Raw genomic sequence first — 23,169 nt, 5'->3', positions numbered from 1 at the left:
CGCTGACTACACTGCCTGCCGATCCGTTTCCGCATGCCATCCAGGAGGTCACGCATGAGTTCGACGCCCGCTACCCCACAGCCCGGACAGACCACCGAGGCCAGCTTCGCCAGTTCCGGCAACCAGTTCTCAGTCGGTGGGGTCAAGCGCGACCCGGAGGCCGGCTCGGGTTCGGTCGAGTACAGCCGCACCGCCGTGGAGGCCAAGCGTGGCCCGCTGGAGTACGCCTTGGTGCACACCGGCAAGGTCGGCGCCGGCAGCAAACAGGAAGACGGCAAGACCGTGTTCAACGTGGAGATGGAGTTCACCCAGGGCCATCGCATCGAGGGCGCATTCAAGGCCGGGCGCCTGGCCGCCGACGGCAGCCTGACCCAGGCGGTCGGCGAGCGCGGCCGCTACGAGGTGCGCCTGCCCGGCGAGGCCAAGGCCGAAGCCGCTGCCCAGGTGAATCCGTTCGACCCGCAGACCATCCCGGTGGACGGTAGCGTCAAGCTCGATGGCCAGGCCTTCGCCAAGACCTCGATGGAGGCGACGTTTCGCGGCTTGGCCACCTCCAGCGAGCGCACCGATGCGGCCGGCATGAGCTACGCCGTGCAGCGCGTGGACGAGCACAGCGTGCGCGTGGCGGTCGGCCCGACCCAGGCGCTGGAGCGGCTGGAGGCGGTCGGATTCAAGACCGACGTCGCCCAGGCCATGCTCGGCCGCCAGGACGCGCTCGGCCAGGCGACCATGCGCACCGCCAGCTTCGACCTGCGCGAGCCGCAGGCGCAGGGCGCCTATCGCGACTTCCTGGCCAGCGGCAAGCTTGCCGCCAACGTACCCGGCGTCAGCGACGTACAGAAGGTCGAGAGCCTCACGATGAGTTCGGAAACCCGCGCCCAACTCGCGGCAGGCCCGTTCAAGGCCGAGCTGGGCGGTCAGCGCAACACCGGGGAGAACGTGCGCACCACCTATGCCGACGGCAGCTACAGCCTGGTCGGCAAGGTGCAGTACGCCGGCAACGTGCCGATGACCATGACCCGCCAGTTCGACGCCGCGGGCAACGAGCGCGTGGACGAACGCAGCTACCAGTTCAAGTTCGACAAGGTCGACGAGAACCAGGCGCAACTGCTCAACTCGGTGCTCGCCGGCAAGGCCGGTGCCGCGGGTCCGGCGAAGGCCGGCCAGGACCTCACCCTGCACTTCTCCGAGCGGCAGATGGATGCGCTGCGCCAGCAGTACCAGCGCGCGGCGCAGGCCAGCCCGATGACCGCGCACGAGGCGGCGCAGTACGCCAAGCAAAGTCCGCAGGACTTCGCGATCGGCCTGGCGCGCAACCTGGGCAATTCCCAGTACGGCCTGAGCGAGCGCCTGTTCCGCGTGGCCGACAGCGCCGGCGGCACGCCGGGCGGCGATCTGCAACGCATCGACGCCAAGGCCGAAACGCCAGAGCAGAAGTCGCCGACGGCGCCGACACGCGCCACCGGCAGCGGGCCGGAGCCGCACGCCGCTGCCGCCGCCGACCCGCAGCAACAGGCGATGCAGCAGGCGATCGAGCGCAAGCTCACCCCGTACGACGCCAACGTCGCCAGCAACTTGCTGCTGGCGGCCAGACGCGACGGCCTGACCCAGGTCGATCACGTCCTGCGCAACGAGAACGGCCGCGTGTTCGCGGTGCAGGGCGATCCCAGCGCCGGCGACAAGCGCGTGGCCTACGTGGACGCCGCACAAGCGGCCACCATCCCGGCAGCGGAAAGCGCCAGGCAACTGGCCGCGCTGCCGCCGGCGCAGCACCAGGCGCCGCTGCAGGACGCGCAGGAACCGCAGAAGCGCGCGCTGTCGTAGACAGCGCTGTCGGCGGCACGGCGATCGCGCCATGCCGCCGGCACATTGGCAGCGGCCGCCGCTTCGGTGAGAATCGGGCGCTCACCGACCGGGCCGCCCTCATGCCGCTGCGCACTTCCCTGCTCGCCCTCGCGTTGTCGCTGTCCACCTTCGCCGCGTCGGCTGGAGCACCGCCGCCGGCCGTGCCCTACCGCAGCCCGCAACAGATCCTGGATGCGTCCAAGCCCAGCGACTGGCGCACGCTGGATCCGGCGAACACGCTGTACCTCGAACTGGACACCGGCCGGGTCATCATCGAACTGGCGCCGGCGTTCGCGCCGCAGCATGTCGGCAACATTCGCACCCTGGCCCACGAGCACTTCTGGGACGGCCTGAGCATCTACCGCGCGCAGGACAACTTCGTGGTGCAGTTCGGCGACCCCGACGGCGAGGAGCCGGGCAAGGCCAGGTCGCTGGGCAGCGCCAAGACCCACCTGCCCGCCGAATTCCAGCGCCCGGCCGCGGGCCTGGCGTTCCAGCCCCTGCCCGACCGCGACGGCTGGGCGCCGCAGGTGGGCTTCGTCGACGGCTTTCCGGTGGCGCGCGATCCCAAGGCCGGCACCGCCTGGCTGGCGCACTGCTACGGCACCCTCGGCGCCGGCCGCAACAACGACGAGGACAGCAGCATCGGCGCCGAACTGTACGTGGTCACCGGGCAATCGCCGCGGCAACTGGACCGCAACATCACCGTGGTCGGCCGCGTGGTCAAGGGCATGGAACTGCTCAGCGTGATCCCGCGCGGGCCGGACCCGATGGGCTTCTACGAGAAACCCGAGCAACGCACGCCGATCCGAGCGATCCGCCTGGCCAGCGATGTGCCGGAGAACGAGCGCACCCCGCTGCAATTGCTGCGCACGGATACGCGCACCTTCCGCGAGGTCGTCGAGGCGCGACGCAACCGCCGCGACGATTTCTACAAGCGTCCGGCCGGGCACATCGACCTGTGCAACGTGCCGCTGCCGGTGCGCACGCCGCCGAAGTAGTCGCGACAGGCGCGACCGCGCGCGCTCAGGCGCCCACGGCGGCCCGCCGCTGCGGCTGCTGCGCGTGCAGGAAGCGGGTGAACAGTTCGCGCGGCTGCTCCACGCCGCATTCGGTCAGCAGCATGGCGATGTTGCCGCGGTGGAAGGCGCCGTGCGCGAGCACGTGGAACAGCATCTCCTGCCGGCTCATGCGGCCGGCATCGCCATCGGTGAAACGGAACGCCAGCATCTGCTGCAAGGCGGGTGCGTCGATCCGGGCGACATAGTCGGCATACCACCGGTCCGATTCGGCCACCGCCGCACCCAGCGCCTCCAGTTCCGGCGTCTGCGGCGTGTTGCTCGCGGTGAACGCATGCGTGCCGCCGTCCAGGTGCGCGGCGAAGATCCGGTCCACCACGTAGGTGTGGTTCAACAGCCGGATCGCGCGTTCCCGCTGCGCCGGATACGCGGCGCCGTCGATCTGCGCCAGCGCCTGCAGCAGTTCGGCGTTGGCCCAGGCCTTGAACGCGAACTGCGATGCGAGCAGGGAATCGGTCATTGCGTCGTTCTCCAGGCGAAGGGGGACACGGCGATTGCGGTGCGCCGAACCCTACCGTGCGCGCTGGCTGAAGGCGACGCTCCCCAGGATCAGCATGCCGGCCAGCAACATGGTCCAGGTCAGCGGCTCGCCGAGGATCGCCCAGGCCAGCAGCGCGCCGAACACCGGCACCAGATAGGTCACTGTCGACGCGCGCGCCGGGCCGATGCGCTGGATCAGCCGGTAGTACAACAGGAACGCCAGGCCGGTGCAGAGCACGCCCAGGCCGCCGGCGCAGGCCCAGGCCACCGCCGGCACCGGTGCGGCCGGCCAATGCGTCCAGGCCAGCGGCGCCAGCAGCAACGCGCTACAGCCAAGGGTTGACGCGGCCGCCGCGGCCGGCGGCAGATCGCTCATGTGCCGCTTCACCAGGCTGTAGCCGATGCCGTACAGCAAGGAGGCAGTGGTGCCGGCCAGCGCGGCGGGACCCACGCTGATGCCGGCCGACTTGCCGGTGGCCAGCACCACGATGCCGGCGAATCCGATCAACAACGCCAGCGCGCGGCGCGTGCCGATCTTCTCGCCGAAGAACAGGAAGGCGATCAAGGCGGTGAACAGCACGGTCATCGCGTTGCAGATCGCGCCGATCGCCGCCGGCGCATGTTGCGCGCCCCAGGCGAAGAGCAGGAACGGGAGCGCCGAGTTGAGCAAGCCGATCGCCGCAAGGGTCGGCCATCGCCGCAGCGGGAAGCGCGCCCGCGCCAGCCACAGGAACGGCAGCAGCACCGCCGCGCCCAGCGCCAGGCGCAGTTCCACCAGCGCGTAGGCGCCGAACTGCGGCGCGGCCACGCGCATGAACAGGAACGAGCAGCCCCAGACGACGCCGAGGAAACCCAGTTCCAGCGGCGTGCGCCAGTCGCGGGCGGGCGCGCCGTCGGATGCGGACGCAGCAGGGGCGGAAGCGATGGCCGGCTGCAGGGAGGAATCGGAGGTGGGCATGGAAAAGGCTCGCGGTCGATCGGATACGCGCCGCAGCGGTCGTGCGACGCCACGCATCCGCTGCCGGCTGAGGACGCCGGGCGGCGCGTCCGCGCCGATTCCGCATCCCCGCTGCCCGCCGCGCATGTCGTGTTCGGCTGCCAGCATCCCCCTGCGCCACAGGGCCGACAAGCGCGTAGTATCGTCGCGAGCCACAAATCTGCCGCGTGCCTGCTCATGCAACTGCGCCCGTCCCTGCTGCCCGCGCTCGGCGTGTTCGCCGCCGCCGCGCGCCACCAGAACTTCGCCCATGCCGCGGAGGAACTGCATCTCACCGCCAGTGCGGTCAGCCACCATGTGCGGCGCCTGGAAGCCCTGCTCGGCGCCACGCTGTTCCAGCGCCACGCGCGCGGGGTCAAGCTGACCGCCGAAGGCCGGCAACTGGCCGATGCCGCCAGCGCGGCGCTGGCCGACATCGCCGCGGTCGCCGGCAACCTGCATCCACAGGCCGACACCGCGCCGCTGCGCCTCACCACGCTGCGCTCGCTCTCGTACTGCTGGCTGCTGCCGCGCCTGCCGCGCTTCTGCCAGGCCTACCCGCACGTGCGCCTGGAGATCCAGACCGACTCCGCGTTCTCGCGCTTCGAAGACGGCGGCCCGGAACTCGGCATCCGCTACGGCCAGGGCGACTGGCCCGGGCTGACCTCGCACCACCTGATGGACGACGAACTGTTCCCGGTGGCCTCGCCCGCCCTGCCGCAACTGGCGACGCTGCGCCGGCCCGAGCAGATCGCGCAGCTGCCGCTGCTCACCGACATGTCGCCGCAGGGCTGGCGCGACTGGTTCCGCGCCGCCGGCGTGCGCGGCGTGGCGCTGCCGCCCATGCACACCTTCAACGACAGCACCGATGCGATGCGTGCGGCGGTGTACGGCGTGGGCGCGGTGCTGGCACGCAAGCACATCGCCCAGCCCTACCTGCAGCGTTACGAACTGGTACGCCTGCCCGGCCCGGCGCTGACCGCGCGCTATTCCTACTACATCGTGCATCCGACCCACCGCCTGCTCAGCCCGGCCGCCAGCCACTTCGTCGACTGGCTCAAGCGCGAGGCGCTGGACGAGCGCACGCCGATGCCGGCGCTGCCGGCGGAACTGCTCGGGTTGCCGCCGAAGGCGGGCTAGCGCCTCTCCCCGCACGCATTCGCAGGCGCGGCGTCCGCCGCGACGGACGCGACGGAGAGCGCCTTGCGACGACGCAGTCGTACGGCGACGAAGCCGAACGCAGCGCGCGTCAGGGCGACGTTCCTGCGGCTCCTGCGACCTGCACCGCACGCGCGCCCGGCTTCTGGCGCGGCAACGGCCGGATGCGCACGCGGTGGGCACAGACATCCACATCCGGATACAGCATCGAACGTCCGTTGCGAAAGGTGAAGCGGAGGTCGTAGCGGCATGCGGCGCCTGCGAGCGGGAAGGTCGCTGCGTCGCCGCCACCCCGCAACGGCGCACCGAGCGCGACGTCACGAAAAGCATGGCTGCCTGGCGCAGCGACTGCCAGCGCCGTCAGCGCGTCGTAGGCGCGGTTGCTCAGTTCCAGATAGCGAACCGGCTCGGCGGCGGCCGCCGCTGCGGTCGCGACGGACAGGGAAAGGATCAAGGCAAGGACACGGATCGAGGGCATGACAGAGCTCCGATGAAAAGGATTCGCCAGCCACGAGGGAACAGATTCCCTTGGTGCTGACGTGCCCATCAGGCCGTGTGGCCGTGCGGTTGCAAATCGATTCGGGACGAATCGTCGTTCTCGCGCTCCCAATCGTAGTGCGCGCGCATCGGCGCTTTCCATGGCGTGTCGCTGCGCATAGGATGCGCCCGTCACCCTTCGGCCATCGCTGGATGAACGTCCGACTCGGCAGTACCGAAATCAGCCTGTGGCGCTATGTCGCGCTGTGGACGCTGGTGTCCATGGTGTTCATGCTCCAGAACATCATCAACAACGGTGCGTCTGCCGGCAGGTGGCCTCTGGAGGTGCTCATCCGGTGGTCGCTGATCCAGTGGTACAGCTGGGCCCTCCTGGCGCCCACCGTCTTCCGGCTCGCCGAACGTTTCCCTGTCCGCGGCGCCCAGCGCTTCCACGGGCTTGGCGCGCAGGCGGCCGCAAGCCTGTGCGTGACGTTTGCCGCGATGGTCATCGGCGCGCTCGTCTCCACCCTGTTCGAGCCCAGCGGTTTCGCTGAACAACTGGGGTATTTCCTGGAGCAGCACTTCGCCATCGGGTTGCTGACCTACTGGACCTTGTTCGCGATCCAGCAAGCGCTGCACTTCCACGCCGAGAAGGCCCGGCGCGAGGTGGAAGCCAGCCGTCTGGCCGCCGAACTCGCGCAGTCGCGCCTGCAAGCGCTGAAGAGCCAGCTGCAACCGCATTTTCTGTTCAACACGCTGCATGCCATCGTCACCCTGCTGGACGAAGACACCGTCGCCGCCGAGGACATGCTGCTGCGGTTGAGCGAACTGCTGCGCGCCTTCCTGGAAGACTACGACGGCCAGGAAATCACCCTGGAACGCGAACTGGCCCTGCTCGACCTGTATCTCGGCATCCAGCGCAAGCGCTATGGCGAGCGCCTGAGCACGAAGCTCTATGTTGCGCCCGGCACGCTGCACTGCGCAGTGCCCAGCCTGCTGCTGCAACCGCTGGTGGAAAATGCGATCCGCCATGGCATCGGCCAACGTGTCGGCAGCGACCGTATCGAGATCGAGTGCCGACGCGAAGGCGAAACGCTGTCCATCGAAGTGCGCAACGGCAACAGCACGCTGCAGGACAACAGCAGTGCGGGTGGACACGGCATCGGTTTCTCCAATAGCCGCCTGCGGCTGAAGGAACTCTACGGCGACAACGCCGACATCCGGCTCGACATGCTCTATTCGCAGGGCGTGTCCTGCCGTATCCGGCTGCCGTTCCGCGAACTGGACGCCGAGGATGCCCCGGAGCACGTCGCTGCATGAGCATCACGGCGCTGGTCATCGACGACGAGCCGATCGCGCGCCACGCCATCGTGCGACTGCTGCGCGCCGATCCGGATATCGCACTGCTGGGCGAATGCGGCGATGGCGCCTCCGCGGTGATCGCGATCCGCAGCCAATCGCCCGACCTGGTGTTCCTGGACATCCAGATGCCGGCCATGACCGGCATGGACGTCGTCGCCACGATCGGCGCGGCCAACATGCCGGCGACGATCTTCGTCACCGCCTACGAGCAGTACGCGGTACGTGCGTTCGAGGCCAATGCGGTGGACTATCTGGTCAAGCCCTTCAGCCGCGAACGCTTCGCCGAGACGTTGCACCGCGCCAAACGACGACTGTCCTTCAGCAGCGGCGCGGGTTCCTTTGTCGAGGCACGCATTCTGCAGACCCTGGATGCGCTGCGCCAACGCGACGACTATCTGCAACGGATTCCGGTGCGCGTCGACGAAGCGGTGGTGCTGGTCGCGGTCGAGGACATCGTCTGGATCAAGGCCAGTCGCAACACGGTGCTGATCCACCTGGCCGACCGCACCCATGAACTGCGCGAGACCATGGCCACGCTGGCCGCGCGGCTGGACCCGCGCCACTTCGCCCGCGTGCATCGATCGGCGATCGTCAACCTGCGTCGGGTGAGGGCGATCCACCCCTGGTTCAACGGCCACCACGTGGTCACCATGGAGACGGGGCAGCAACTGCGCATGAGCCGCTACCAGCACGAAGCCTTCCTGCGCCTGGTGACGACGCACAAGGAAAGTTGACGAGCGGGGGGACTGCGCCCGTCACCTCTTCAACACGGCGGCTCTTCTCATGGATGGCGAACCCCCTTGGGGGAAACCGCGTCACCGCGTCGATTCGGCACTTGACATAGACGAGGCAACACGTCATTAATTAACTAATTCGTTAATTATCTAATCCCGATGTCCATCGACCGCGTCTTCGAAGCCCTCGCCTCGCGCCCCCGCCGCGAGATCCTGGCCTACCTGTCGGCACAGGAACTCACGGCCGGCGAGATCGCGCAGCGCTTCGCGATGAGCGCGCCGGCGATCTCGCGGCATCTGTCCGTGCTGGAAGCGGCCGGGCTGGTGGCGAGCGAGCGCCGCGGCCAGTTCGTGGTCTACCGGCTCACCCCCGACAACCTGGTCAACACCCTCAGCGGTTTCGCCTTCGAGATCTGCCCCAGCGCCGGCCCGCTCAAACGCGAGTCGCGCAGGCAGGCCAAGCGCACCGCCTGATCCTTCCGCCACGGCAACAGGAGTCCGCCGATGACCGCCGCACCGCTCAGCGAACACGCCGCCGCGCAAACCGGATTCCCCTCGGTGCGCCTGCCCTCCTACAGCGGCGGCCTGCCGGTGGAGGTCATCCTGATCGCCCAGCTCGGTGTCGGCGCCGGCGATCCGCTGATCGCCCAGGCCTGCCTGCGCCAGCGCGCGCATCCGCAGTTCCGCGACGCGCTGGACGAACCCTCGGCGCGCCTGGCAGGCACCGATTTCGGCAACGGCGAGTCCACCGCGCTGTACTCGTTCGCGGTCGGTAGCGGCGGCCATCCGTTCCATTGCCATGCCGGGCATCGCATGTTCACCGCGATCACCGGCAGCGGCGGCGCGCTGCTGCGCTTCAGCACCGCCTCGCCGGCGCAACTGGCGCAGGATCCGCAGCATTTCCTCGCCGCGCTGCGGCATGTCGAATTGCCCGCCGACTGCCTGTTCAGTGTGCGCTTCGGCGGCGGCACCTGGCACCAGTTCGCGCCGCTGCGCGCGCAGTCCGGGCATCCGGCGTTCTTCGCCTTGTCCTGCCACAGCGACGAAGCCGGCGGCACGCTGGCCGAGGACGTGCGCGCGCAGGTGCTGGCCGGCACTGCCGATATCGCCACGCTCACCGAATTGCTGCCGGCGCCAGTCGCGACCCTGCTGGCATCGCCGCAGGCGCAGGGGCTGGCCGTACCGACCGTGCGATTGTCGCTGGCGGCCTCGCCGGGTAGCCGGCGCCTGGCCTGGTGTGCCGGCCTGCGCGCCCTCAGCGGTCGCCTGCGGCAGCGGCTGGGTGCCTGGCGGCATCCGGCCGGCTTCGCGGCGCTGGCGCCGCGCCTGTCGCGGGCGCGGGTGACGCCGCAGTTACTGCCCGGCTCGCTGCTCGAACCGCAGCTGCCCGCGCACCATCACCAGGACAGCGTGCGGCTGACGGTGCCGGCGCAGGCGCTGCGGCCACTGGGAGCGCATGCGCTGATGACGGCGCTGCTGGACGGCTTCCTGCAGCACCCGCCGCGCGGCGTGACCTGGCTGATGCGCCTGCGCAACGTGCTGGTGGCGCCGCTGCGGCTGCGCACCTCGCCGCTGGGCTGCCCGGTGTCCTCGCTGCTGTCGCCGCAACGCGATCAGTTGTTCGCCGGGCGGTTCCCGGTGCTGGCGCAGGCCTCGTCCGCGCAGGCGCGGCGCGTGCAGGTGCTGCTCGGTGCCGACGATCGCCACCTGGTGTTCCGCAGTTGCGTCGGGGTGACGCTGCGCGACGACGGCAGCGCCGAACTGAGCCTGGAAACGCGGGTGGCCTGCCGCAACCGCTTCGGACACCTGTACATGGCGCTGATCGCCGCCGCGCACCGCCGCTACATCGCCCCGACGCTGCTGCGCGCGGCCGCCGAGGCGCTACTGCAGCCGTTCGCCGAGCATGCCGGGCCGGATGCGGTCGCGCCGATGCATTGAGCGCATCATCACCCCGCCTTAGCCGATGCCTGCCTAGCCTGCGCCTTCCCCCTAAGAGGAAGGCCCATGCCCCAGCTCCGCATCCGCATCACCGGCAGCGAGGACGATGCCCGCGCCATCATCAACCTGCTGTCGAGCCTGGACGGCATCGAGCACGTCGAGGAAATCGACGACCTGATGCCGCACATGGACGACGACGATTCCAGTTCTGCCGGTCTGCCCGACGACCAGGGACCGGGCACCCACGAAGTGGAAGTGGAGGCCGGCAACGCCGCCACTGCCCAGAAGGTGCGCGAGGCGGTGGAAGCGCTGGCGTTCGAACTGGACGTGATCGTGGAGTTCGAACAGGACGAAGGTTGAGGGCCTGCATCCGGGGCGTTGCGCCGCTTGGCGCAGCGTCCTGGCGTGCCCATGGCCAGCATCCTTGCTTTCCAGCGACGCCAGCCGTGCCTCATGGTTCCGCCACGCCGCGGCCACGCGACGGAATTGCAGCACCGACAGTGCCGCCACTGCGCACACGCGCGTCGCAGCCGACTGCCAAGCAACCGCGACGACGACGCCTACACAGACACCCGACTGCAAGGCGTCGGGACTGAAGTCCCTCCCACAATGCACCCAGCCAATGTATCGCGAGCCCCGGCAGGCGTCGTTTTGCTGTTGCGCAAGCTTGAGTGTCAGACGAGAAGAATTATAGGAGCGGCTTCAGCCGCGACCCGCGACCCAGCATCGTTCATGGCGGCTGGATGACGTGCCACCTTCCGTCGGCAACGCGTGGCAACACCGCGCGTACTCACCTCCATCCGCTCCCGCCCGATCCCATCGGACGGGAACAGTGCCTGTCTCCTAGGCCGAACGACGCCGACGTCGGCGCCAGGCGATCAGCCGCCACAGCGCATAGCCCAGCAGCACGAACGGCGCCAGGCCGACCACCGCGCGAATCGCCCAGGCGATCGATCCGGCGAAGATTTCGCCGCTGTCGCGCAGCGCATCGCCGATGTCGCTGCGGCTCCGCTCGGCGGTCGGCGCCGCGAAGGTCAGCGTCACCCGCTGCGTATCCAGGCGCCGGCGCTGCTGCGCGGCTTCCTGGCTGGTGGCGAGCAACTGCGTCTCCACGGCGGCCAGTTTCTCCGACAGCGCGATCATATCGGCCACGCTGAGATCGCGGCGTTGCTGGAACTCCTGCAGGCGCCGCTGCTCGGCCTGCAGGCGCTGACGCTGCGCGTCGTTGTCCTGCACCGCCTGCGCCAGGTCCTCGGCATGGGTGGTACGGCTTTCGATCTGGCCGTCCTGGCCCGCCTGCGCGATCAACGGCTCGACCCCGGTCGGCGCGATCCGTACGCTGAGTTCGCCGCGCGGCTGCTCGCCGCCGCGCTGTTCGACCTGCAACACCGTGCACGCGCCGAAACTGGATTTCAGGCAGCTTTCCTGGAGTTGCTTGAGCCGCGCGGGAATCTGCGCAGCCGGCAATGCCACATCGACCTCGTGCTCATAGGCCAGGGACGGCATGGCGAAAGCGCCGGGACTCGGCGGCGGCGCTGCGACGGCTGCCTCTGCCGCCTGCGCTGCGGCCTCGGCGGCACTGGCCGCGCTACTGGCGGCATCGGCGGAATAGAGATGAGCGGCCGGCAGCGCCGCGCTCTCGCCGCCGCGGCTGCAGGCAGCGATCGAGACCGCCAGCGCCAGGGAAGCGCCCCAGCGACACCAGCGCGCAGGCGCAGGCGCTTCGACATCGAGCGTGCCAGCCGCTGCTGCGACGCCTTCCGGATCGAACGCGGTGTCGCGTACGACATGGCCACGATGGCGACGTCCCTTGTCCTGCATTGCAGTGCTCCTGAATGGCGAAAGCGTTCAGGGTAATCCAATGGCAGGGGCGCTGGCAGCACGGCGCGGCTACCCTGGTGGATCGACCCACTCCAGGAACCCCGATGCGCAAGCACCTGCTCGCCGCCGCCCTGCTCGCCGCCCTTGCCGGCTGCCAGAAACCCGCCGACGCGCCTGCCGCCAGCACCGCCGCCCCCGGCTCGGCCGCCGCCGCGGCAGACCCGGCCGCCGACACCGCGTTCGCCGCACTCTCCAAGCGCGCCGTCGACACCTGGATGCAACTGTCCCCGGTCGGCGCCACCCAGACCGGCGATCACCGCTACGACAGCGAGCTGGACGACCTCAGCGCCGCGGGCCGGCAGAAGAGCCTGGACGCGAGCAAGCAGTTGCTGGCCGAGCTGGACAAGCTCGACGTCGCCAAGCTCTCGCGCGAGAACCAGGTGGACGCGGCGATCCTGCGCAACCAGCTGCAGTCGGACATCTGGAACAGCGAGGTGGCACAGGGCTGGGCGACCGACCCGCAGGTCTACAACGGCCTGGCCGGCGGCGCGATCTACGGGCTGATGGCGCGCGAGTTCGCGCCGCTGCCGGAGCGGCTGAAGTCGGCCACCGCGCGCATGGAGAAGATCCCGGCGCTGTTCGCGCAGGCGCGCGCCAACCTGGACCCGGCACGCGTGTCGGAAATCAGCGCCAAGACCGTGGCCAAGCAGAACCGCGGCATCCTCAGCATCGTCGACAGCTTTATCGTCCCGCACATCCAGGAACTGCCGCAGGCCGACGCGCAGCGCCTGCAGGCGGCGATCGACGGCCTGAAGAAGGCCGTGGCCGAGCAGCAGACCTGGCTGGACCAGACCCTGGTGCCCAACGCCAAGGGCGATTTCCGCCTCGGCGCGGAGAAGTACGACCAGAAGCTGAAGTTCGCGCTCAACTCCTCGCTGTCGCGCGCCGACATCAAACAGCGCGCCCAAGCCGAGCTCACCCGCGTGCGCCAGGACATGTACGGCATCGCCCGGACCGTGCTGAAAGACAAGCCCGGCGCGCCGGCACTGGTCGATGCGCCCAGCGACGAACAGCAGCAGAAGGCGATCGAGGCCGCACTGGAGCTGGCCTACGCGCAACATCCGGCGCGCGACAAGGTGGTCGAGGACGCCAAGGCCTCGCTGGCCGATGCCACCGACTTCGTGCGCAAGAAGGATCTGGTGACGTTGCCCGACGCGCCGGTGGACATCATCCTGATGCCCGAATTCCAGCGCGGCGTGGCGGTGGCCTACTGCGATTCGCCCGGTCCGCTGGACAAGAACCTGAAGACCTTCTACGCGGTGTCGCCGATTCCCGACGACTGGACCGCGCAGCAGGCCGACTCGTTCCTGCGCGAATACAACAGCCGCATGATCCACCTGCTGAGCATCCACGAGGGCGTGCCCGGGCATTACGTGGAAGGCTGGCACTCGGCCAAGTTCCCGTCGACGCTGCGCGGCGTGCTGCGCTCGGGTGTGTTCGCCGAGGGCTGGGCGGTGTACACCGAGCGGATGATGCAGGAGCAGGGCTACCTGGACAACGATCCGCTGTTCCACCTGGCGCAGCTGAAGTTCTACCTGCGCAGCATCGCCAACGCGCTGCTCGACCAGGGCGTGCACGTGGACGGCTGGAGCAAGGAACAGGCGCTGCACCTGATGGTCCACGACACCTTCCAGCAGCAGAGCGAAGCCGAGGGCAAGTGGGTGCGCGCGCAGCTGACCTCGGCGCAGCTGCCGACCTACTTCGTCGGCGTGCAGGAACACCTGGATCTGCGCAAGGCGATGCAGGACAAGCTCGGCGACAAGTTCAACCTCAAGGCCTACCACGACCAGGTGCTGTCCTACGGCGCGCCGCCGGTGCGGTTCGTGCGCGAACTGATGCTGGACGAGCCGATCAAGTAGTCGGAATTGGGGAGTCGGGATTGGGGATTGGCAACGGCGGCGATGCTGATGCACCCAGGGAAAAGCCCCCTCGCGGGAGGGGGCTGTTGCAAGCGGCGAAAGACCTGGGCCGGACTGCTTGGTGGCAGGTGATGGTCGCAGCGCAAAGCGGAGATCTTGCTACGATCACCCCGCAGCCGTACCAGTCCGAGGCGGGACAGGTCGCGGAAAAAGCGCATCGCCAGGCGCCGCTGCGGTCTACGGGGCCTGCTTGCGCACGCGCCACACACCTCGCTTCCGGGCAAGCCAACCATGAGTGCAGGTTGCTCGCCGCGAGCTTCAGCGACTGGACGGCGCTGCCGTCAAGCGATGCACGCCGGCGCCAGGTCCGAGCGGCATCGACGCGGCGATGCAATCACCCGCGCATGGACGACGCGCGTCGCGCGCGTCCATGGCAGAACGCGCTGCACCTCATGCGGGCGGGCACGGCAACGCGGCGCATCACACCGCGTGGCCTGCCGGCGTCTCGCTGCTCCACAGCAGCATCGCGTCGCCGTAGCTGAAGAAGCGGTAGCGCTGGGCGATGGCGTGGCGATAGGCGGCGAAGATGCGCTCGCGGCCGGCGAAGGCCGAGACCATCATCAGCAGCGTGCTTTCCGGCAGATGGAAGTTGGTCACCATCGCGTCGACGCTGCGGATGCGGTAGCCCGGCAGGATGAAGATCTGCGTCTCGCCGGCGAACGGATGCAGCTCACCGTCCTTGGAGGCGCTCTCCAGCGCGCGCACCACCGTGGTCCCCACCGCAATCACGCGGCCGCCGGCCGCGCGCGTGCGCCGCACCTGCTCGACCAGGCTGGCGCCGACGTTGAGCCACTCGCGATGCATCTGGTGCTGCTCCAGCGCTTCCACCCGCACCGGCTGGAAGGTGCCGGCGCCCACGTGCAGGGTCACATGCCCAACCTCGACCCCGCGCTGCTGCAGCGCCTGCAGCAGCGGCGCATCGAAATGCAGCCCCGCCGTCGGCGCCGCAACAGCGCCAGCCTCGCGCGCGAACACGGTCTGGTAGCGCTCGCGATCGTCCAGGCCCGGCTCGCGGCGGATGTACGGCGGCAACGGCAGCCGCCCGGCCTGCTGCAGCCAGTGCTCCAGCGCGCCGTCCACATGGAACTGCAACTGGTAGAACTCGCCGTCGCGGCCCAGCACCTCGGCCTCGCCGCCAGCATCCAGGGCGATGCGCGCGCCGGCCTTGGGCGACTTGCTCACGCCCAGCTGCGCCCGCGCGCGCTGGCCGCCGAGCAGCCGCTCGATCAGGATCTCGACCCGCCCGCCGGTGCTCTTCTGCCCGAACAGCCGCGCCGGGATCACCCGCGTGTCGTTGAAGATCAGCAGATCGCCGGCACGCAGCAGCGCCGGCAGATCGCGCACGTGCCGATCGGCGAAGGCCGCCGGCGCCGGCGGCACCAGCAGCAGCCGGCTGGCCGAGCGCTCGGCCAGCGGTTCCTGCGCGATCAGCTCTTCAGGCAGGTCGTAGTGGAAATCGGACTTTTTCACGGCGCCGGGGACGATCGGGAGCGGGGCCGAATATTGTAGCGGCGCCGGGATTGGGGATTCGGGATTGGAGATTTGTTGAAGCAAAAAGCGGGATCGCGCTCCTGCCAATCCCTAATGCCCAATCCCGAATCCCAACTCTTCAGCGCTCGAACTTGGTGGACAGAATGATCGACGAGGTCGTGCGCTCCACCCCGTCCAGCGCGCCGATGCGGTCGGTCAGTTCGTCCATGTCGTTGACGCCCGGCACCACGCCGAGCGCGATCAGGTCGAAGGAGCCGCTGACCGAATGCAGCACGCGCACCGCATCGATCTCGCGCAGCGCCTTGACCACCGAGGTCATCTTCTTCGGCAGCACGGTGATCAGGATGTGCGCGCGGATATGGCCCTGTTCGTAGTCGTCGCGGGTGCGCACGGTGTAGCCGCAGATCACGCCCTCGCGCTCCAGGCGCTCGATCCGGCTCTGCACGGTGGTCCGCGACACGCCCAGGCGACGGGCGATCTGGGCGGTGGAGGCGCGCGCGTCCTCGCGCAGCAGCGACAGCAGGGCGTCGTCGGAGGCGGTGATCTTCATGACCACCGATTTTCGTCGAATCGACGAAAATGCGTCAATTCCTGCACGGATTCACGCTGCCATTCGACGATCCTGTCCCGATAATAGAGAGGATCGTCGCCAGACAGCCCGCCTTCAGGAGATCTCCATGACCGTACTCGGCCCCCTCGCCCCGCTCCGTGCCCACGCCGGCGATCGCCTGACCCAGGGCCTGGACGACGCCAGCATCGAGCGCCTGGCGGCCTCGCATCCGTCGCTGCGCGCGGCGATCGACGCGGCCGGTGCGGACTACGCGCGCATCGCCGCGGAGTTCGGCGACCTGCTCGACCTCGACGAGGCCGAGCAGATCCGCCGCCTGCAGGCCGGGTTCGTCAATTTCTACGCCGACGACGCGGTGACCCCGTACGTGGCGCTGAGCGCGCGCGGCCCGTGGGTGGTCACGCTGAAGGGCGCGGTGCTGTACGACGCCGGCGGCTACGGCATGCTCGGCTTCGGCCACACCCCGGAGGCGGTGCTGGAGGCGATGGCGCGGCCGCAGGTGATGGCCAACGTGATGACCCCCAACCTGTCGCAGCTGCGCTTCGAGCGCGCGCTGCGTGCGGAGATCGGCCACCGCCGCGGCGGCTGTCCGTACGCCCGCTTCATGTGCCTCAATTCCGGTTCCGAATCGGTGGGCCTGGCCGCACGCATCGTCGACATCAACGCCAAGCTGCAGACCGATCCGGGCGCGCGCCACGCCGGCGCCAAGATCAAGCGTCTGGTGGTCAAGGGCAGCTTCCACGGCCGCACCGACCGGCCCGGCATGTACTCCGACTCCAGCCGCAAGACCTATCTGCAGCACCTGGCCAGCTACCGCGGCGACGATGGGCTGATCGCCATCGCGCCCTACGACGTGGAGGCGCTGCGCCGCGCCTTTGCCGAGGCCGAGCAGCACGGCTGCTTCATCGAGGCGGTGTTCCTGGAGCCGGTGATGGGCGAAGGCGACCCCGGCCGCGCGCTGCCGCCGGCGTTCTATGCCGCCGCGCGCGAACTGACCCGCAACCACGGCAGCCTGCTGCTGGTCGACTCGATCCAGGCCGGCCTGCGCGCGCACGGCGTGCTGTCGGTGGTGGACTATCCCGGCTTCGAGCAGCTCGACCCGCCGGACCTGGAAACCTATTCGAAGGCGCTCAACGCCGCGCAGTACCCGCTGTCGGTGCTGGCAGTGACCGAGCATGCGGCGCAGGTGTACCGCAAGGGCACCTACGGCAACACCATGACCAGCAACCCGCGCGCGCTGGACGTGGCGACCGCAACCCTGGCGCAGCTGACCCCGCAGGTGCGCGCCAACATCCGCGAGCGCGGCGCCGAGGCGGTGCAGAAGCTGGAGAAGCTCAAGGCCGAACTCGGCGGCGCCATCACCCAGGTGCAGGGTACCGGCCTGCTGTTCTCCTGCGCGCTGGCCCCGCAGTACAAATGCTACGGCGCCGGCTCCACCGAGGAGTGGCTGCGCCAGCACGGCGTCAACGTGATCCACGGCGGCGAGAACTCGCTGCGCTTCACCCCGCACTTCGCGATGGACGGCGAAGAACTCGACCTGCTGGTCGGGCTGATCGGCCGCGCCCTGCGCGAAGGCCCGCGCGTGGCACAGGCCGCGGCGGCCTGAACCCCGCCCCTTGCGGCGCCGCAGGACGGCGCCGCAAGCGGCCAATCCCGACCGCATTGGCGCTTGCCGCCTTTGCACATAGGGCGTCTGCCGGCCCGGCTTGGTGGTCCGTCAGCACTGGCGACACTCAGGGCGGCACGCGATCTGGCACTGCCCCACCCGCTCCTTCGGCATACGTCGAAGCGCACTTGGTAAGACGGTCCGGCAGCGACACTGCGCCGCCGACACCACGGCATCTCCTGGCAGCATCGGCTGCCTGACACCGGCGCGCCTCTCTCCGGCCCCTAGCTCGGACTTCCGCGCATCCTCCGCGCCCGCCTCATCGGCGCTGGCGTCACGCGCCCGCAGGTGCGGGTCCTAAACCACCCAATGCCCGGTCCTCTGGCCGATCACGCGCCTTGGTCGATAGGCCGCATTTTCTGGCGACTCCGAGTATCCGAACCGCGGCGGACCCGTGCCGATGACAAAGAGATTGCAAACAATTCGCATTTGCATGGAAAATGAACGCACTGCCTGCATCGCATGCGCGGCAGACACCGTTTCGCCCAGCCGCCCGATCTCGCCGCCGCGGCCGCTCCCGCTGGGGGACGGCCGCTGCCCGCGATCGGGGTGCCGCCCCTCCTGCAAATCGAACCGCCCATGACCTCTCCGATCAAGCGCCGCAAACACGCCGTGACCCGCCAGGCCGCCGCACCGACCCTTACCACCGCCGTGCTGCTGGGCGGGCTGAGCCTGCTTTCCCCCGCGCATGCGGACACCGGCGACCAGCCCACCACCCTGGACAAGGTCGACGTGCAGGCCCAGCGCGCCAAGCGCTACCTGGTGGAAGTGCCGGATTCGCCGAAGTTCACCCAGCCGCTGATCGATACCCCGCAGACCCTCAACATCATCGGCAAGGACCTGTTCAACGAGCAGGGCGCCACCACCCTCACCGAAGCGCTGCGCAACAGCCCGGGCGTGGGCACGTTCTATGTCGGCGAGAACGGCAACACCAGCACCGGCGATGCGATCTACATGCGCGGCTTCGACAGCTCCAGCAGCATCTTCGTCGACGGGTTGCGCGACCTCGGCTCGATCTCGCGCGACGTGTTCAACATCGAGCAGATCGAGGTGGAGAAAGGCCCGGCCGGCACCGACAACGGCCGCAGCGCGCCGACCGGCGCGATCAACCTGGTCAGCAAGCAGGCGCACCTGGACAACGCCAGCAGCGCCACCCTGTCCGGCGGCGACCATGGCCAGCGCCGCGCGACCGCGGACTGGAATCAGGCGCTGGGCGCCAGCAGCGCGCTGCGGTTGAACCTGATGGGCCAGGACAGCGACGCCATCGGCCGCAACCACGTCGCCAACAAGCGCTGGGGCCTGGCCTCGTCGCTGGCGTTCGGCCTGGGCACCGATACGCGCTACCTGCTCGACCTGCTGTACGTGAAGCAGGACAACGTGCCCGACGGCGGCGTGCCCACCCTCGGCCTGCCAGGCTACAGCTCGCCCGACCCCGCACGGCCGTGGCTCGGCGGCGCGGCGCGCGTGGACAGCAGCAACTTCTATGGCACCCGCGACGACCACGACGACGTGACCGCGAAGATGGCCACCTTCCGCATCGAGCACGACGTGTCCGACTCGGTCAAGCTGACCAATACCGCGCGCTGGGGCCGCAACGAGCAGGACTACCTGCTGTTCGCGTTCATGCCCAACGCCGCCAACCTGCGCACGCCGAATCCGGCCGATGCATCGACCTGGACGGTGCTGCGCAGCCTGCCGACCTTCAAGGACCAGCAGTACACCATCCTCGCCGATCAATTGAACCTGCGCGTGGACTTCGCCACCGGCGCGGTGCAGCACAACCTCAGCACCGGCGTGGAAGCCTCGCGCGAGGAACTGCGCAGTTGGGGACACAACATCGTCGACCGCGCCGCCTGGCTGGCGGCCAATCCGGCCAACCTGTATGCGCCGGACTGGAACACCACGCCGCTGCGCACCGCACGCAACGGCGCGCGCAGCCATGGCACCACCACCACCTACTCGGCCTATGCCTTCGACACGCTGAAGTTCGGCGACAGCTTCCTGGTCACCGCCGGAGTGCGCGCGGATCGCTACAAGACCGACTTCGACAGCCTGGTGTGCAGTTCCACCACCTCCACCGCCGCGCCCTGCACCACCGTGGTTGGCCTGGACACCGACATCGCCGACACGCTGTTCAGCTGGAAGCTCGGCGCGGTCTACAAGGCCAACGAGGATGTGAGCGTGTACGCCAACTTCGCCACCTCGCAGCAGCCGCCCGGCGGCAGCACGCTGGAACTGAGCGCCTCGGCCAACAATGCCAACAATCCGCGCTTCGATCCGCAGAAGGCCAAGACCGCCGAGGTCGGCACGAAATGGAACTTCCTCGACGATGCGTTGTTCGCGACGCTGGCGCTGTTCCGTACCGACGTGAACAACGAGATCGTGCAGGGCAGCGACGGGCTGTACTACCAGAGCGGCGCGAAGCGCGTGCAGGGCATCGAACTGTCGGCGGTCGGCAAGCTGACCGAGCGCTGGTCGCTGTCCAGCGGCTACACCAAGCTGGATGCGCGGGTGCGCCAGGGCACGACGGTCTCGCAGGACGGCAGCCAGGACCTGGCCTACACGCCGGACAGCGCGTTCACCGCCTGGACCACCTACACCCTGCCGTTCGGGCTGACCGTCGGCGGCGGCGTGCGCTACTCGGGCGAGATGAAGCGTGGCCGCGACGGCGCGGTCGGCACGCCGGCGTTCGTGAAGTCCTACACCGTGTGGGATGCGGTGCTGAGCTACCCGGTCAACGACCACGTGGCGCTGCGCCTGAACGCCTACAACCTGTTCGACAAGGACTACGTCGCCGCCATCAACAAGAGCGGCTTCCGCTACACTCCCGGCGCGCCGCGCTCGGTGCTGCTGACTGCCGAGGTCCGCTTCTGAACGACCGCGCCTGCCAACGCACGGTGGACGTCCTATGCTGGCCGTCCACCGCCGGAGCGCCTCATGCTGCTGCACATTCCCGACATCCTCACCGCCGCTGAGGTCGCGCGGTTTCGCCAGGCATTGGAGACCGCCGACTGGGTGGACGGCCGCGAGACCGTCGGCGCGCAGGGCGCGCAGGTCAAGCGCAACCTGCAACTGGCCGACGCCTCGCCGCTGAAGCAGGACCTCGGCCAGGCGGTGCTGAGCGCGCTGGCGCGCAGCCCGCTGTACTTCGCCGCGGCGCTGCCGCTGCGCACCATCCCGCCGCGCTTCAATCGCTACAGCGGCGGCGGCAGCTACGGCCTGCACGTCGACGGTGCAGTGATGACCCAGGCCGCCAGCGCCGCGCAGCCGGCGCTGACCGTGCGCAGCGACCTGTCCTGCACCCTGTTCCTGAGTGCGCCGGAGGAGTACGACGGCGGCGAACTGCTGATCCACGACACCTACGGCGAGCACGAGGTCAAGCTGCCCGCGGGCGACCTGATCCTGTATCCGTCCAGCAGCCTGCACCGGGTCGCACCCGTGACCCGCGGCGCGCGGCTGGCCTCGTTCTTCTGGGTGCAGAGCCTGGTGCGCGACGCCGGCCGGCGGCAGACCCTGTTCGACCTGGACACCGCGATCCAGGCGCTGACCGCCAGCGGCGCGGACGCGGCGGCGCTGCTGCGCCTGACCAACGTCTACCACAACCTGCTGCGCGACTGGTCGGAGACATGAGCGCACGTGGGGACCGGAACGCCGAACATGCCGCCGACCCACGGTCGCGCAGCGTAGGGCACCTGCGCGTTGCCGTTGTACGGTCGCGCTGCGTCGACGCGTGAGTCGCCCCGCTTCACCGACCGCACTCCGCGCCAGCGCCGGCATCGCCACACTGCACGGCAGCAGCATGGGCACGCGTTGGAGCGCCAGGCTGCTGCCGGCGCACGGCCGCGACCTGCACACGCTGCGCGATGCGATCCAGGCGCAGCTCGATCTGGTCGTCGCGCAGATGAGCACGTGGGACGCGCAATCGGATCTCAGCCGCTACAACCGCGCCGACGCCGATACCTGGCATGCCTTGCCCGCCGCGTTCGACACGGTGCTGCGCTGCGCGCTGGAGGTGGCGCATCGCAGCGGCGGCGCCTTCGATCCCACGATCGGCGCCGTGGTCGGCGCGTGGGGTTTCGGTGCCACCGCCGGAGATCGGCGGGTGCCGGAGCCCGCCGCACTGCAACAGGCCCGCGCCGCGGGCGACTGGCGCCGGCTGACCGTCGACGACGCGGGCCGCTGGCACCAGCCGGGCGGGCTGCATCTGGATCTGTCGGCGATCGCCAAGGGCTACGGCGTCGACCTGGCGGCGACGGCGCTGCGCGCGCATGGCGTGGAAAGCGCACTGGTCGAGGTCGGCGGCGATCTCTATGGCTACGGTCGCAAGCCGGACGCGCAGCCGTGGCGGGTGTTGATCGAGGCCACTGCGGACGAGGAGGTGCATGGCACTGCATCGCCGCGCGCGCTCGCGGTCGACGGCCTGGCGGTGGCCACCTCCGGCGACCGCTGGCACCACTTCGAACAGGACGGACGGCGCTACGGACACCTGCTGGATCCGCGTAGCGGCCGCCCGATCGCCGCGACGTTGGCCGCGGTCACGGTGGTGGCCGCCGACGCTATGCGTGCCGATGCCTGGGCAACCGCCCTGAGCGTGCTCGGTGTCGAGGCCGGACTGGCCTGCGCCGAGCGCGAAGGACTGGCGGTGCGCTTCCTGGTGCGCCACGACGGCGCAGTGCAGGAGCGGCTCAGCAGCGGCTTCGCGGCGTTAGCGCGTGGCTGAGCGCGGTGCGCTGCTCGATGAGCCGCGGCCAGGGAGAACACCAGGGCACCGCGCGAGACGACGCGCCGGCGTGTTCCGGACGACGCGCCGCTACCCGACCGCCGCCGCTACGGTTACCGCTTCGGCCGCGGCGATGCCAGGAACGCCACGCCGTCACGTCCTCAACGCGAAGCCGGCAGCCCCATGCGCTGCAGCTCGAACACATAGCCCTTGCCGCGTACCGTGCGGATCCATTGCGGCACCAGCGGGTCGTCGCCGAGCTTCTGGCGCAGCCGCGAGACCTGCAGATCGATGCCGCGGCTGCCCGCAGGCATGCTGGCCTCGCCGTCGCCCAGCGCGGTGCGCAGCGTCTCGCGCGTGAGCACCTCGCCCGGCTGCTCCAGGAACACCGCCATCAGCCGCAGTTCGCCGGGCGACAGCGGGATCGTCCGCCCATCCGGCGCCACCGCCTGGTGGCGCGCGGCATCGACCTGCCAGCCGCCATGCGCCGCTGCCGGCGGCTGGGTCGCTCGCACCCGACGCAGCACCGCGTTGAGCCGCGCCACCAGTTCGCGCAGGTCGGGCGGCCGCACCAGGAAGTCGTCCGCGCCCAGATCCAGCCCGATCACCCGGTCCACCGGCTCGGCGCGGTCGGCCATCATCACGATGGCGATGTCGCCGCGGTCGCGTAGTTGCCGGCACAAGCGCAGGCCCTCGGCACCGTCGAGGCCGGCATCGAGCACCACCGCGTCGTAATGCCCGGCCGCCAGTTGCGCCTGCAGGTGCGGCGCACTGTCGGCGTCGTGGGCCTGCAGGTTGAAACACGCCAGGTAATCGCGAATCCGGTCGCGCAAGACCGCGTCCGCGTCCGCCACCAGAATTTTCGCCAACCACCT

General features: G+C 69.6%; 20 protein-coding genes. 13 read left to right on the top strand and 7 right to left on the bottom strand.

All coding sequences use genetic code 11. The features are described 5' to 3' along the window. The first annotated feature begins 54 nt into the window (after window positions 1–54). Together AC1PMG_RS07135 and AC1PMG_RS07130 are read left to right on the top strand one after the other, a co-directional pair. On the top strand, window positions 55–1,824 hold the full coding sequence (locus tag AC1PMG_RS07135) for an XVIPCD domain-containing protein (RefSeq protein ID WP_481111125.1): 1,770 nt from the start codon (window positions 55–57) through the stop codon (window positions 1,822–1,824). 101 nt (window positions 1,825–1,925) lie between these two features. Continuing rightward, window positions 1,926–2,846 (top strand): peptidylprolyl isomerase, encoded by a 921-nt coding sequence (locus AC1PMG_RS07130; RefSeq protein ID WP_043092498.1) that lies wholly within the window; start codon window positions 1,926–1,928, stop codon window positions 2,844–2,846. A 25-nt stretch (window positions 2,847–2,871) separates the two neighbouring features. Here the strand turns inward: AC1PMG_RS07130 and AC1PMG_RS07125 are convergent, their stop codons facing one another. Both AC1PMG_RS07125 and AC1PMG_RS07120 read right to left on the bottom strand, forming a co-directional pair. Then, window positions 2,872–3,384 (bottom strand): DinB family protein, encoded by a 513-nt coding sequence (locus AC1PMG_RS07125; RefSeq protein WP_481111124.1) that lies wholly within the window; start codon window positions 3,382–3,384, stop codon window positions 2,872–2,874. 51 nt (window positions 3,385–3,435) lie between these two features. Next, window positions 3,436–4,362 (bottom strand): DMT family transporter, encoded by a 927-nt coding sequence (locus AC1PMG_RS07120; RefSeq protein WP_481111123.1) that lies wholly within the window; start codon window positions 4,360–4,362, stop codon window positions 3,436–3,438. A 216-nt stretch (window positions 4,363–4,578) separates the two neighbouring features. Here AC1PMG_RS07120 and AC1PMG_RS07115 point away from each other — a divergent pair, with 216 nt between their 5' ends. Beyond that, window positions 4,579–5,520 carry a LysR substrate-binding domain-containing protein gene (locus AC1PMG_RS07115; protein ID WP_160969964.1) on the top strand — a complete coding sequence of 314 codons (942 nt, stop codon included), beginning with the start codon at window positions 4,579–4,581 and terminating at the stop codon, window positions 5,518–5,520. Between the two features lie 109 nt (window positions 5,521–5,629). On the opposite strand, the gene AC1PMG_RS07110 is transcribed toward AC1PMG_RS07115, so the two are convergent. Continuing rightward, complete coding sequence (locus AC1PMG_RS07110; protein ID WP_481111122.1) at window positions 5,630–6,016, bottom strand: hypothetical protein; 387 nt, start codon at window positions 6,014–6,016, stop codon at window positions 5,630–5,632. 182 nt (window positions 6,017–6,198) lie between these two features. On the opposite strand from AC1PMG_RS07110, the gene AC1PMG_RS07105 reads away from it, so the two are divergent. The 5 genes from AC1PMG_RS07105 to AC1PMG_RS07085 all read left to right on the top strand — a co-directional run bounded on the left by AC1PMG_RS07105 (window position 6,199) and on the right by AC1PMG_RS07085 (window position 10,409). Then, a complete protein-coding gene (locus AC1PMG_RS07105; protein ID WP_481111121.1) occupies window positions 6,199–7,335 on the top strand; it encodes a sensor histidine kinase in 1,137 nt (378 codons plus the stop codon). Then, window positions 7,332–8,111 (top strand): LytR/AlgR family response regulator transcription factor, encoded by a 780-nt coding sequence (locus tag AC1PMG_RS07100; RefSeq protein WP_481111120.1) that lies wholly within the window; start codon window positions 7,332–7,334, stop codon window positions 8,109–8,111. Before AC1PMG_RS07105 ends, AC1PMG_RS07100 begins: the two co-directional genes overlap by 4 nt. A gap of 159 nt (window positions 8,112–8,270) precedes the next feature. Further along, entirely contained in the window at window positions 8,271–8,585 is a 315-nt protein-coding gene (locus AC1PMG_RS07095; RefSeq protein ID WP_019798027.1) for a metalloregulator ArsR/SmtB family transcription factor, read from the top strand. A 30-nt stretch (window positions 8,586–8,615) separates the two neighbouring features. Then, window positions 8,616–10,049, top strand: a complete 1,434-nt coding sequence (locus AC1PMG_RS07090) for a DUF2867 domain-containing protein (RefSeq protein ID WP_481111119.1) — start codon at window positions 8,616–8,618, stop codon at window positions 10,047–10,049. Between the two features lie 66 nt (window positions 10,050–10,115). Next, a complete protein-coding gene (locus AC1PMG_RS07085; protein ID WP_481111118.1) occupies window positions 10,116–10,409 on the top strand; it encodes a hypothetical protein in 294 nt (97 codons plus the stop codon). A gap of 483 nt (window positions 10,410–10,892) precedes the next feature. Here the strand turns inward: AC1PMG_RS07085 and AC1PMG_RS07080 are convergent, their stop codons facing one another. Further along, window positions 10,893–11,870, bottom strand: a complete 978-nt coding sequence (locus AC1PMG_RS07080; protein ID WP_481111117.1) for a DUF4349 domain-containing protein — start codon at window positions 11,868–11,870, stop codon at window positions 10,893–10,895. Between the two features lie 104 nt (window positions 11,871–11,974). Here AC1PMG_RS07080 and AC1PMG_RS07075 point away from each other — a divergent pair, with 104 nt between their 5' ends. Next, window positions 11,975–13,789, top strand: coding sequence for a DUF885 domain-containing protein (locus tag AC1PMG_RS07075; RefSeq protein ID WP_481111116.1), 1,815 nt, complete (start codon window positions 11,975–11,977; stop codon window positions 13,787–13,789). 480 nt (window positions 13,790–14,269) lie between these two features. On the opposite strand, the gene queA is transcribed toward AC1PMG_RS07075, so the two are convergent. Further along, window positions 14,270–15,319, bottom strand: a complete 1,050-nt coding sequence (gene queA / locus AC1PMG_RS07070) for a tRNA preQ1(34) S-adenosylmethionine ribosyltransferase-isomerase QueA (protein WP_481111115.1) — start codon at window positions 15,317–15,319, stop codon at window positions 14,270–14,272. Between the two features lie 139 nt (window positions 15,320–15,458). After that, window positions 15,459–15,890, bottom strand: coding sequence for an Lrp/AsnC family transcriptional regulator (locus tag AC1PMG_RS07065; protein ID WP_017909210.1), 432 nt, complete (start codon window positions 15,888–15,890; stop codon window positions 15,459–15,461). A 127-nt stretch (window positions 15,891–16,017) separates the two neighbouring features. Between AC1PMG_RS07065 and AC1PMG_RS07060 the strand changes: the two genes are divergently transcribed. From AC1PMG_RS07060 to AC1PMG_RS07045, 4 genes are all read left to right on the top strand, one after another. Then, a complete protein-coding gene (locus tag AC1PMG_RS07060) occupies window positions 16,018–17,514 on the top strand; it encodes an aminotransferase class III-fold pyridoxal phosphate-dependent enzyme (RefSeq protein WP_481111114.1) in 1,497 nt (498 codons plus the stop codon). A gap of 639 nt (window positions 17,515–18,153) precedes the next feature. After that, window positions 18,154–20,448 carry a catecholate siderophore receptor Fiu gene (locus AC1PMG_RS07055; RefSeq protein ID WP_481111113.1) on the top strand — a complete coding sequence of 765 codons (2,295 nt, stop codon included), beginning with the start codon at window positions 18,154–18,156 and terminating at the stop codon, window positions 20,446–20,448. A gap of 63 nt (window positions 20,449–20,511) precedes the next feature. After that, a complete protein-coding gene (locus AC1PMG_RS07050; protein ID WP_342072276.1) occupies window positions 20,512–21,204 on the top strand; it encodes a Fe2+-dependent dioxygenase in 693 nt (230 codons plus the stop codon). A gap of 169 nt (window positions 21,205–21,373) precedes the next feature. Beyond that, complete coding sequence (locus AC1PMG_RS07045; protein WP_481111632.1) at window positions 21,374–22,294, top strand: FAD:protein FMN transferase; 921 nt, start codon at window positions 21,374–21,376, stop codon at window positions 22,292–22,294. A 161-nt stretch (window positions 22,295–22,455) separates the two neighbouring features. On the opposite strand, the gene AC1PMG_RS07040 is transcribed toward AC1PMG_RS07045, so the two are convergent. Next, the gene (locus AC1PMG_RS07040) at window positions 22,456–23,148 is read right to left on the bottom strand and encodes a response regulator transcription factor (protein WP_017913796.1); all 693 of its coding nucleotides are present in this window, start codon (window positions 23,146–23,148) and stop codon (window positions 22,456–22,458) included. Window positions 23,149–23,169 lie beyond the last annotated feature (21 nt).

Source organism: Xanthomonas sp. NCPPB 2250 (assembly GCF_056725265.1).
The sequence above is the reverse complement of the archived record's forward strand: the minus strand, read 5'-3'. Positions and strand labels throughout refer to the sequence as shown.

Bases quoted from the DNA above. Each gene is read 5' to 3' on its own strand.
- AC1PMG_RS07135 (WP_481111125.1), top strand. From the start codon at position 55: ATGAGTTCGACGCCCGCTACCCCACAGCCCGGACAGACCACCGAGGCC.
- AC1PMG_RS07130 (WP_043092498.1), top strand. From the start codon at position 1,926: ATGCCGCTGCGCACTTCCCTGCTCGCCCTCGCGTTGTCGCTGTCCACC.
- AC1PMG_RS07125 (WP_481111124.1), bottom strand. From the start codon at position 3,384: ATGACCGATTCCCTGCTCGCATCGCAGTTCGCGTTCAAGGCCTGGGCC.
- AC1PMG_RS07120 (WP_481111123.1), bottom strand. From the start codon at position 4,362: ATGCCCACCTCCGATTCCTCCCTGCAGCCGGCCATCGCTTCCGCCCCT.
- AC1PMG_RS07115 (WP_160969964.1), top strand. From the start codon at position 4,579: ATGCAACTGCGCCCGTCCCTGCTGCCCGCGCTCGGCGTGTTCGCCGCC.
- AC1PMG_RS07110 (WP_481111122.1), bottom strand. From the start codon at position 6,016: ATGCCCTCGATCCGTGTCCTTGCCTTGATCCTTTCCCTGTCCGTCGCG.
- AC1PMG_RS07105 (WP_481111121.1), top strand. From the start codon at position 6,199: ATGCGCCCGTCACCCTTCGGCCATCGCTGGATGAACGTCCGACTCGGC.
- AC1PMG_RS07100 (WP_481111120.1), top strand. From the start codon at position 7,332: ATGAGCATCACGGCGCTGGTCATCGACGACGAGCCGATCGCGCGCCAC.
- AC1PMG_RS07095 (WP_019798027.1), top strand. From the start codon at position 8,271: ATGTCCATCGACCGCGTCTTCGAAGCCCTCGCCTCGCGCCCCCGCCGC.
- AC1PMG_RS07090 (WP_481111119.1), top strand. From the start codon at position 8,616: ATGACCGCCGCACCGCTCAGCGAACACGCCGCCGCGCAAACCGGATTC.
- AC1PMG_RS07085 (WP_481111118.1), top strand. From the start codon at position 10,116: ATGCCCCAGCTCCGCATCCGCATCACCGGCAGCGAGGACGATGCCCGC.
- AC1PMG_RS07080 (WP_481111117.1), bottom strand. From the start codon at position 11,870: ATGCAGGACAAGGGACGTCGCCATCGTGGCCATGTCGTACGCGACACC.
- AC1PMG_RS07075 (WP_481111116.1), top strand. From the start codon at position 11,975: ATGCGCAAGCACCTGCTCGCCGCCGCCCTGCTCGCCGCCCTTGCCGGC.
- AC1PMG_RS07065 (WP_017909210.1), bottom strand. From the start codon at position 15,890: ATGAAGATCACCGCCTCCGACGACGCCCTGCTGTCGCTGCTGCGCGAG.
- AC1PMG_RS07060 (WP_481111114.1), top strand. From the start codon at position 16,018: ATGACCGTACTCGGCCCCCTCGCCCCGCTCCGTGCCCACGCCGGCGAT.
- AC1PMG_RS07055 (WP_481111113.1), top strand. From the start codon at position 18,154: ATGACCTCTCCGATCAAGCGCCGCAAACACGCCGTGACCCGCCAGGCC.
- AC1PMG_RS07050 (WP_342072276.1), top strand. From the start codon at position 20,512: ATGCTGCTGCACATTCCCGACATCCTCACCGCCGCTGAGGTCGCGCGG.
- AC1PMG_RS07045 (WP_481111632.1), top strand. From the start codon at position 21,374: ATGGGCACGCGTTGGAGCGCCAGGCTGCTGCCGGCGCACGGCCGCGAC.